Origin of the sequence: Streptomyces thermovulgaris (assembly GCF_002155915.1) — a bacterium.
Classification (GTDB): Bacteria; Actinomycetota; Actinomycetes; order Streptomycetales; family Streptomycetaceae; genus Streptomyces; species Streptomyces thermovulgaris.
This window is the reverse complement of record NZ_MUME01000094.1, coordinates 1-7,518: the sequence shown is the minus strand read 5'-3', so window position 1 is coordinate 7,518 and position 7,518 is coordinate 1. Positions and strand designations below refer to the sequence as shown.

Below are 7,518 nucleotides of genomic sequence, written 5' to 3'. Positions count from 1 at the left end.
CCCCGGGCGGACCGTCCCCGCGGGGCGGGGACGGTCCGCCCGGGGGCAGGGACTCTCGGTCCCTCCTCGGGGGTGTGCGCAGGTGCGGATAGTGACAGCGGGCTGCCGGAGGCGAGCGCCGGTGCGGCCGCCGGGCGGTGCCGGACACCGCCGGGCGCTGCTGGACGCCGACGGCCGGGGAGCCCGCGGTTCGGGGGGATCCCGGTGCCGTACGACTGCACGACCGAAGGGACGAAAGCGGCATGCAGGAGCCGTCGAGGACGAGAGAGGACAGGCCGGCAGCGGACCCCGCGCCCGTGCCGGGACGGGCCTGGCTGATGCTGGCACTGGCCACGGTGGGCTTCGCCGTGAACTTCTGGGCCTGGGCGCTGCTCAGCCCGCTGGGCCCGCGCTTCAAGGACACCCTGGAACTGTCCTCGTTCGAGCAGTCGCTGCTGGTGGCGGTGCCGGTCGTGGTCGGCTCCCTGGGACGCGTCCCCGTGGGGGCGCTGACCGACCGGCTCGGCGGACGGACGATGTTCTCGCTGGTGTCGGCGGCAACCATCGTGCCGGTGCTCCACCTGGGTCTGGCCGGGCACTCCTCGCTGCTCGCGCTGCTGGTGGGCGGCTTCTTCCTGGGCATCGGCGGCACCGCCTTCGCCGTCGGAGTGCCCTTCGTCAACGCCTGGTTCCCGCCGCGGCGGCGCGGTCTGGCCCTCGGCGTCTTCGGCATGGGCATGGGCGGCACCGCGATCAGCGCGCTGACCACGGTGCCGCTGGTCGACGCCCACGGCATGGCCAACCCCTTCCTGGTCACCGCGGCCGTCCTCGCCGTGTACGCGGTCGTGGCGGCCCTGGTGATGCGGGACGCACCCGGGCACAGCGTGTCGACCGAGCCCATGACCCGCCGGCTGGCCGCGACGTGCAGGCTCGGCGTCACCTGGCAGGCCTCGGCGCTGTACGCGGTGGTCTTCGGCGGCTACGTCGCCTTCTCCGTCTACCTGCCCACCTATCTGAAGAACGGCTACGGCCTGAGCCAGGCGGACGCCGCGAACCGGATGGCCGGGTTCGTGCTGCTGGCCGTGGCGATGCGGCCGGTCGGCGGCTGGCTGTCGGACCGCATCGGCGCGGTGCGCGTGCTCGCCGGAACGCTGGCCGTGGTGCTCACGGGCGCGTTCGTGCAGTCCACGACCCCGTCGCTGGTCCCGGTCGGCACCATCGCCTTCCTCGCCATGGCCGCCGCGCTCGGTGCGGGCAGCGGCGCCGTGTTCGCCCTGGTGGCCCTGCTGGCCCCGCCCGAACAGGTCGGCTCGGTCACCGGCATCGTCGGCGCCGCCGGGGGCCTGGGCGGCTTCCTGCCGCCCCTGGTGATGGGCTCCCTGTACGGCGCCTACGGCTCCTACGCGATCGGTCTGGTCCTGCTGGGCCTGGTCGCCACCGCGGCCCTGGCCTTCACCGGGACCGGGGTGCGCAGCGCCGTCATCCGCCGCAGTCGCGGGGCGACCGCCCGGCCCCTGCCGCACTGACCGGGCGAGGAGAGGCCCAACGGCCCCCGCCCCGAGCCCGGGCGGCCCCTGCCCGGGCCCGCCGGGGCACGGGACGCTGGCAGGGGAGCGGATCGAGGCACAGGAGGTGTGCGTCATGGTTTCGCCCGTTGTCGCCGGAGTCGACGGATCCGAGGAGAGCCTGGCCGCCGCCGAGTGGGCCGCGCGCGAGGCCGAGCGCCGGGGGCGCAGCCTGCGGCTGTTCCACGCCTGGAACTGGCACCCGGGTCCGGCCGGCGTGCGGGTGGACGCGGCCCGGCGACGCCGGGCCCGGCAGGTGCTGGGCCGGGCGGAGGAGCGCATCCGCAAGGCCTGCCCCACGGTGCGCCTGGAGGAGGAACAGGTGCTGGGGCCGGCGACCACGGCCCTGCTCAGGGCGGCCGACCGGGCCGATCTGCTGGTGCTGGGGTCGCGCGGCCTGAGCGGCTTCACCGGTTTCCTGGTGGGCTCCGTCGCCCTGGGCACGGTGGCCCGGGCCACCTGCCCGGTCGTCCTGGTGCGGGCCGGGGAGGAGGCCGCGGACGAGCACTTCCCGGAGGCCGACGGCAGCCCCTCCACCCGTACCGGCTACCGGGACGTGGTGCTCGGCCTGAACGTCGCCCTGCCGTGCGACGCGGTGATCGAGTTCGCCTTCCGGGAGGCGCAGCTGCGCCGGGCCCGGCTGCGGGCCGTGTACGCCTGGCAGCAGCCGTCCGTGCTGGGCCTGGGACCCGGTGAGATCGCGCTGGTGGACGACCCCGGGCGGGCCGAGGAGTGGCAGAGTTTCCTGTCCGCGGTGCTCCGGGTGTGGCGGGACAAGTACCCGGAGGTGGAGGTCGTGGAGACGGTGGTGCGGGACAAGCCCTCGACCGCGCTGGTGCGGGCCGCCTCCGGCGCGAGCCTGCTCGTCGTCGGCCGCCGCCCGTCCGCCCGCCCGGCGGGCCCCTCCACCGGACCGGTCACGCACGCCGCCATCCACCACGCGGGCTGCCCGGTGGCGGTCGTCCCCCACGAGCCCCACGGGTGAGCGCCCGTGACGAGGGGCCCCCGGAGTTTCTCGTCACGGGCCGGCGGCCCGTACGGCGGGACGGACCTCCTCGCCGCACCGGGTAACCTGGCGGGGTGACCGGCTCGGACGCATCGGATGCAGCTGCCTCGTTCCGACTCGCCTACATCCCCGGGGCGACTCCCGCCAAATGGGTGCGGATCTGGAACGAGCGTCTGCCCGACGTCCCCCTCACCCTGGTCCAGGTCCCGGCCGCCGAGGCGTGCGAGACGCTGCGCGGCGGCGCGGCGGACGCGGGGATCGTCCGTCTGCCGGTGGACCGCACCCTCTTCAACGCGATCCCTCTCTACACCGAGACGACGGTGGTGGTCGTCCCCAAGGACCACGTGGTGACGGCCGTGGACGAGGTGTCCCTGGCGGACCTCGACGACGAGGTCGTCCTCCACCCCCTCGACGACGTCCTCGGCTGGGACCGGCCGCCCGGCGAACCCGCCTTCGAACGGCCCGCCACCACGGGGGACGCCGTCGAGCTGGTGGCGGCGGGCGTGGGCGTGCTCGTCGTCCCCCAGTCGCTGGCCCGCCTCCACCACCGCAGGGACCTCACCTACCGGCCTGTCGTCGACGCCCCGCAGTCGAGCGTGGCGCTGGCATGGCTGGAGGAGGCGTACACCGACCTGGTCGAGGAGTTCATCGGGATCGTCCGCGGCCGGACGGTCAACAGCACCCGGGGACGCGCCCGGGCCCAGGCCCAGCGCAAGGAGCAGCGGGCCGAGAGCAAGGACTCCCGCCGCAAGCCCGCGGCGGCGGGCCGGTCCGCGGGAAAGGGCCGGTCCGCCAAGGCGGCGGCCCGCGGCCGACGCGGCGCCGGCGTCAGGGGCGGCCGACGCGACCGGCGGGGCCGCAGATAGGCCGCGGCCACCGGGCACGGGCGCGCGCCTCGGCGGACGCACGGCCCTGCCCCGGCGGCATGAGGTCACCGCCTGGCGGCACGGCGTCCACCGGCCCGGCCCCGGGCGCCCTCCGGCCGGACACGGCGGGAGAACCCGCCCCGGCCGCGAGGAGCGGAAACCCGGCTGCGAGAGCGCAACGAGAGCAGGACCGGAGCGGAAAGGGCCCGCTCCCCGGGTGCGGGGAGCGGGCCTCGCGCCGCTTCACCACGGCGAGACAGGAACGGCCCGCTCCCCGGGTGCGGGGAGCGGGCCCTTGTCTGTCGTGCGGGAGTCGTCCAGGGAACTGTCGTACGGAGACGGACCGCGTGTCAGCGGACCGGCGCGCCCTGCGGCTGCTGCGGAGCGATGCCCAGCGCCGTCGTGTACTTGGTCACGACGAGCTTGCCGATCGCCGGGTACGGACCGAGCGCCTCCGAGGCGGAGCAGCCCACCTCCTTGGCGGCGGCCTCGACCAGCGCGGTGTCGATCTCCGGGCCGATCAGGTACGGCGCCAGGGCCAGCTGCTGCGAGCCGGAGGAACGCAGCTGCTCGGCGACACCGGCGATCGAGCCCTCCTGGTCCAGGGCGGCCGCCATCACCGGCACGGCGAGGCGGGCGGCGAGCAGCATGCCGGTGATCCCGGCCGCCTGCACGGCCTCCTCGCCGCCGACCGACGCGAGGATGATGCCGTCCGCCGCGGTCGCCACGGTGAACAGGCGGGCGCGGTCGGCGCGGGCCAGCCCGGCCTCCGACAGGCGCACGTGCAGGGCCTCGGCGAGCAGCGGGTGCGGACCGAGCACATCGGTCAGCTCGGCCGCGACCCGGCTGTCCATGACCGCCTGCCGGACCTGGCGCAGCAGCGCGCTGTCCGGACCGGCCAGCAGCGGCACGACGATCCCGACGGGACCCTCGGGCTCCTTGGCCTCCGCACCGGCGGCAACGGCCTGTTCGTAGCGGGCGGTCCGCTCCTCGGCCGCCTGGGTGAGCACAGACTGCAGGGTCGGGTATTCCGCGTCGTCCCCTTCGAGGTACCCGATACGGGCCTCAAGGCCGGGAAGCTCGGAGCGGGCGATGCTCACGATCTCCTCGGCGAGGCTGCGCGTGGCGGTGCCGGCGGTGCCCGGTACCGCGAGGACGAGCGCGGGCGCGCCCTCGGGTACCGTCAGCGGTTCGGGCCGGCGGTGCCGTCCGGGCTGGCGGGGGCGCGGCATTCGTACTGGCAGGCCGGACGCGGGCCCAGTGGGGGAGCTCATGGCGCCGCATGTTACTGGCTTTGCGGGTTTCCCTGTTCGGGGAGGGGGCGGGTGAGCGGTATCCGTCCGGTTTTGTCTGATCAGTTGTGCACGGATTCGATGTCGGGCGGTCCGGGGGACTTCGAGCCGGGCGGTCCGGGGGACGCGATCAGCTCCCCGGCGGGGGCGGTACGTACAGCAGCTTCTCGTCGCCCGGCAGTGCGAGGACGTCCCTGGCCAGATCGACGGCGATCCGCACGCAGCCGTGCAGGGGGTCGCCCTCGGCGCGCACCCGCCGCGCATGCGGCAGTCTGCCGGCCAACTCCTGTTCCAGCGGCACCAGAAGAGGGGCGCCCAGTCTGAACAGGCCGCCGGTCAGGGCGAGAAGGGGGTCCCCCGCGGCAGGGCAGACCGCCGCGGCCGCCTCGGCCATGTGCCGGGCCGCCGCACGCAGAATGCCCGCCGCGACCGGGTCGTCCGGAGCGCAGAGCGCCACCTGGGGAGCGAAGGAGGCCAGGAAGGCGGCACGGTCGGAACGCGGATAGAGCCTGCCCGGAAGTTCCGGCACCGGTCCGAACATCTCCTCCGCACGGGCCAGCAGGCGCAGTGAGCCGCCGTCCCGCCCGTCGTGGGCGCGCAGCGCCGCCTCCAGGCCCGCCCGGCCGATCCACGCGCCGCTGCCGCAGTCGCCGAGCAGATGGCCCCAGCCGTCCGCGCGGTGCCAGCCCGTCAGATCGGTGCCGATCGCGATCAGACCGGTCCCGGCGGCGATCACCGCGCCCGGCCGCGGCCCCAGGGCGCCGGTGTACGCGGAGACCGCGTCGGCGACCAGCGCGACCCTGCGCACGCCGAGACACTGGGCCAGCGCACCGGGCAGTTCGGCGCGCAGCGCGTCGCCCAGGGTGGCGAACCCGGCGGCGCCCAGCACGGCCGTCTCCAGGTGCTCCACCTCCGCCTCGGCGGCCAACGCCCGTGCCATGGGCACCAGTTGCTCCATGAGGTGTTCCGGGTCGATGCCCCGCGCCCCGGTGCGCACCGGCTCCATGGACTCGTGCCGCGCCAGCGGCCCGCGGTCGGGCACGCCGACCACGACCCGGATCCCGGAGCCGCCCGAGTCCACGGCGAGGAAACCGGTGGTGCCGGTTCCGGTCGTCATGACGGACGCCGGTCCGTCGGCCGTCCCCGCCGTCCGGCCGGCGGTCGCACCCCGGGCACGACGGGGAACGACGGCCCTGCTGCGGGAACGGACGGGCCGGGGGACCCGTGCCCGGGACGAAGGGCCGGCCGGGCGTGGCGGGCACGACGGCCGTGGCGGAGCGGTGCGGTCACTGGGCGCAACGGACTTCCCTCCTCCCTTCCCACCCCGTGGCCGACGGCGCGGTCCTCGTGATCCGCCCGAGCGGACCGGCCGGTGACGGCCTCGGATGAGGAGCGGTGACGGCCTCGGAGAGGAGGAAGACTAACGCCCCGGGAGGCCCTCTCGTAGGGGTTCGGTCCGCCGGTACGGAATGTCGGTGCGGGCCACTAGAGTGGCGTGACGTGGCACGACGACCGTTGCATGAACTTGTTGAGGCCGGCTGGGCGAAGGCTCTGGAACCGGTGGCCGGACGCATCGCGGAGATGGGGGACTTCCTGCGCGCCGAGGTGGCGGCGGGGAGGACGTACCTCCCGGCGGGACACCATGTCCTGCGGGCGTTCCAGCAGCCTTTTGACGAGGTGAAGGTGCTGATCGTCGGTCAGGACCCCTATCCGACACCGGGGATGGCGATCGGCCTGAGCTTCGCGGTCTCGCCGGAGGTGCGGTCGCTGCCGGGCAGTCTGGAGAACATCTACCGGGAGCTGACCGCGGATCTGGGTCTGCCCCGGCCGTCCAACGGCGATCTGACCCCCTGGACCCGGCAGGGCGTGCTGCTGCTGAACAGGGCGCTGACCACGGCCCCGCGCAGGCCGGGCGCCCACCGGGGCAAGGGCTGGGAAGAGGTGACCGACCAGGCCATCCGTGCCCTCGTCGCACGGGGGCGGCCGCTGGTGTCGATCCTGTGGGGGCGGGACGCGCGCAGTCTGCGTCCGCTGCTCGGGCCGTACCCGGCGATCGAGTCGGCGCACCCGTCGCCGATGTCGGCGGACCGGGGCTTCTTCGGCTCGCGGCCGTTCAGCCGGGCCAATGAGCTGCTGGTGCAGCAGGGCGCCGAGCCGGTGGACTGGCGGCTGCCGTAAGGCCGCCGCACCCATGCCGCCCTCGCAAGCGGGCGTCCGATGCCACGGAGGACGGAAGCCGGAACCGGCCCGGCCCTCGCACCACCCCCTGCTCCCGCCCTAGTCTCGGCGGCATGACCACTGTGACCGCCGCCGTCGTCCAGGCCGCCGCCCCGCTGTTCGACACGCCCGCCGCACTGGCGCGCGCCGAGGAACTGATCCGTGAGGCCGTCACGGCCCACCGGGCCGAGGTCGTCGTCCTGCCCGAGGCGTTCCTCGGCGGCTACCCCAAGGGCCTGGACTTCGGCATCACCGTCGGCAGCCGCACCCCGGCCGGCCGGGAGCTGTTCAGGCGCTACCACGCCGCCGCCGTCGAGGTCCCCGGCCCCGAGGTCGACGCCCTGGCCGGCCTCACCCGGGAACTGGGCTGCCACGCCGTGGTCGGCGCGGTCGAACGGCAGCGCGGCACCCTGTACTGCGTGGCGCTCTTCTTCGGGCCGGACGGCTATCTGGGCCTGCACCGCAAGCTGATGCCGACCGCTGCCGAACGCTATCTGTGGGGGCGACCTGGCCCGTGCCCGCTTCGACTTCGACCCGACCGGTCACTACGCCCGCCCGGACATCTTCACTCTCCGGGCGGACTCGTCCACCCG

At 75.2% G+C, this 7,518-nt stretch carries 7 protein-coding genes; 5 read left to right on the top strand and 2 right to left on the bottom strand.

Translation table 11 applies throughout. The annotated features are described in order from the left end of the window. The first annotated feature begins 242 nt into the window (after window positions 1–242). From CCN35_RS10220 to CCN35_RS10210, 3 genes are all read left to right on the top strand, one after another. Window positions 243–1,505, top strand: a complete 1,263-nt coding sequence (locus CCN35_RS10220) for a nitrate/nitrite transporter (protein WP_067389300.1) — start codon at window positions 243–245, stop codon at window positions 1,503–1,505. A gap of 115 nt (window positions 1,506–1,620) precedes the next feature. Then, window positions 1,621–2,529 (top strand): universal stress protein, encoded by a 909-nt coding sequence (locus tag CCN35_RS10215; RefSeq protein ID WP_067389303.1) that lies wholly within the window; start codon window positions 1,621–1,623, stop codon window positions 2,527–2,529. 95 nt (window positions 2,530–2,624) lie between these two features. Next, window positions 2,625–3,416, top strand: a complete 792-nt coding sequence (locus CCN35_RS10210; RefSeq protein ID WP_086792349.1) for a LysR substrate-binding domain-containing protein — start codon at window positions 2,625–2,627, stop codon at window positions 3,414–3,416. 350 nt (window positions 3,417–3,766) lie between these two features. On the opposite strand, the gene CCN35_RS10205 is transcribed toward CCN35_RS10210, so the two are convergent. Together CCN35_RS10205 and CCN35_RS10200 are read right to left on the bottom strand one after the other, a co-directional pair. Further along, window positions 3,767–4,690: a sirohydrochlorin chelatase gene (locus tag CCN35_RS10205; RefSeq protein WP_086792348.1), complete on the bottom strand. Its 924-nt coding sequence runs from the start codon at window positions 4,688–4,690 to the stop codon at window positions 3,767–3,769. 148 nt (window positions 4,691–4,838) lie between these two features. Then, window positions 4,839–5,825, bottom strand: a complete 987-nt coding sequence (locus tag CCN35_RS10200; RefSeq protein ID WP_067389313.1) for an N-acetylglucosamine kinase — start codon at window positions 5,823–5,825, stop codon at window positions 4,839–4,841. Window positions 5,826–6,208: 383 nt separating this feature from the next. Here CCN35_RS10200 and CCN35_RS10195 point away from each other — a divergent pair, with 383 nt between their 5' ends. Together CCN35_RS10195 and CCN35_RS10190 are read left to right on the top strand one after the other, a co-directional pair. Then, window positions 6,209–6,886 (top strand): uracil-DNA glycosylase, encoded by a 678-nt coding sequence (locus CCN35_RS10195; RefSeq protein ID WP_079129538.1) that lies wholly within the window; start codon window positions 6,209–6,211, stop codon window positions 6,884–6,886. Between the two features lie 113 nt (window positions 6,887–6,999). Continuing rightward, the coding region (locus CCN35_RS10190; RefSeq protein WP_281254797.1) for a nitrilase-related carbon-nitrogen hydrolase at window positions 7,000–7,518 on the top strand (519 nt) is incomplete at its 3' end.

Excerpts from the sequence above, each read along its gene's own strand:
- CCN35_RS10220 (WP_067389300.1), top strand. The coding sequence starts at position 243 with ATGCAGGAGCCGTCGAGGACGAGAGAGGACAGGCCGGCAGCGGACCCC.
- CCN35_RS10215 (WP_067389303.1), top strand. The coding sequence starts at position 1,621 with ATGGTTTCGCCCGTTGTCGCCGGAGTCGACGGATCCGAGGAGAGCCTG.
- CCN35_RS10205 (WP_086792348.1), bottom strand. The coding sequence starts at position 4,690 with ATGAGCTCCCCCACTGGGCCCGCGTCCGGCCTGCCAGTACGAATGCCG.
- CCN35_RS10200 (WP_067389313.1), bottom strand. The coding sequence starts at position 5,825 with ATGACGACCGGAACCGGCACCACCGGTTTCCTCGCCGTGGACTCGGGC.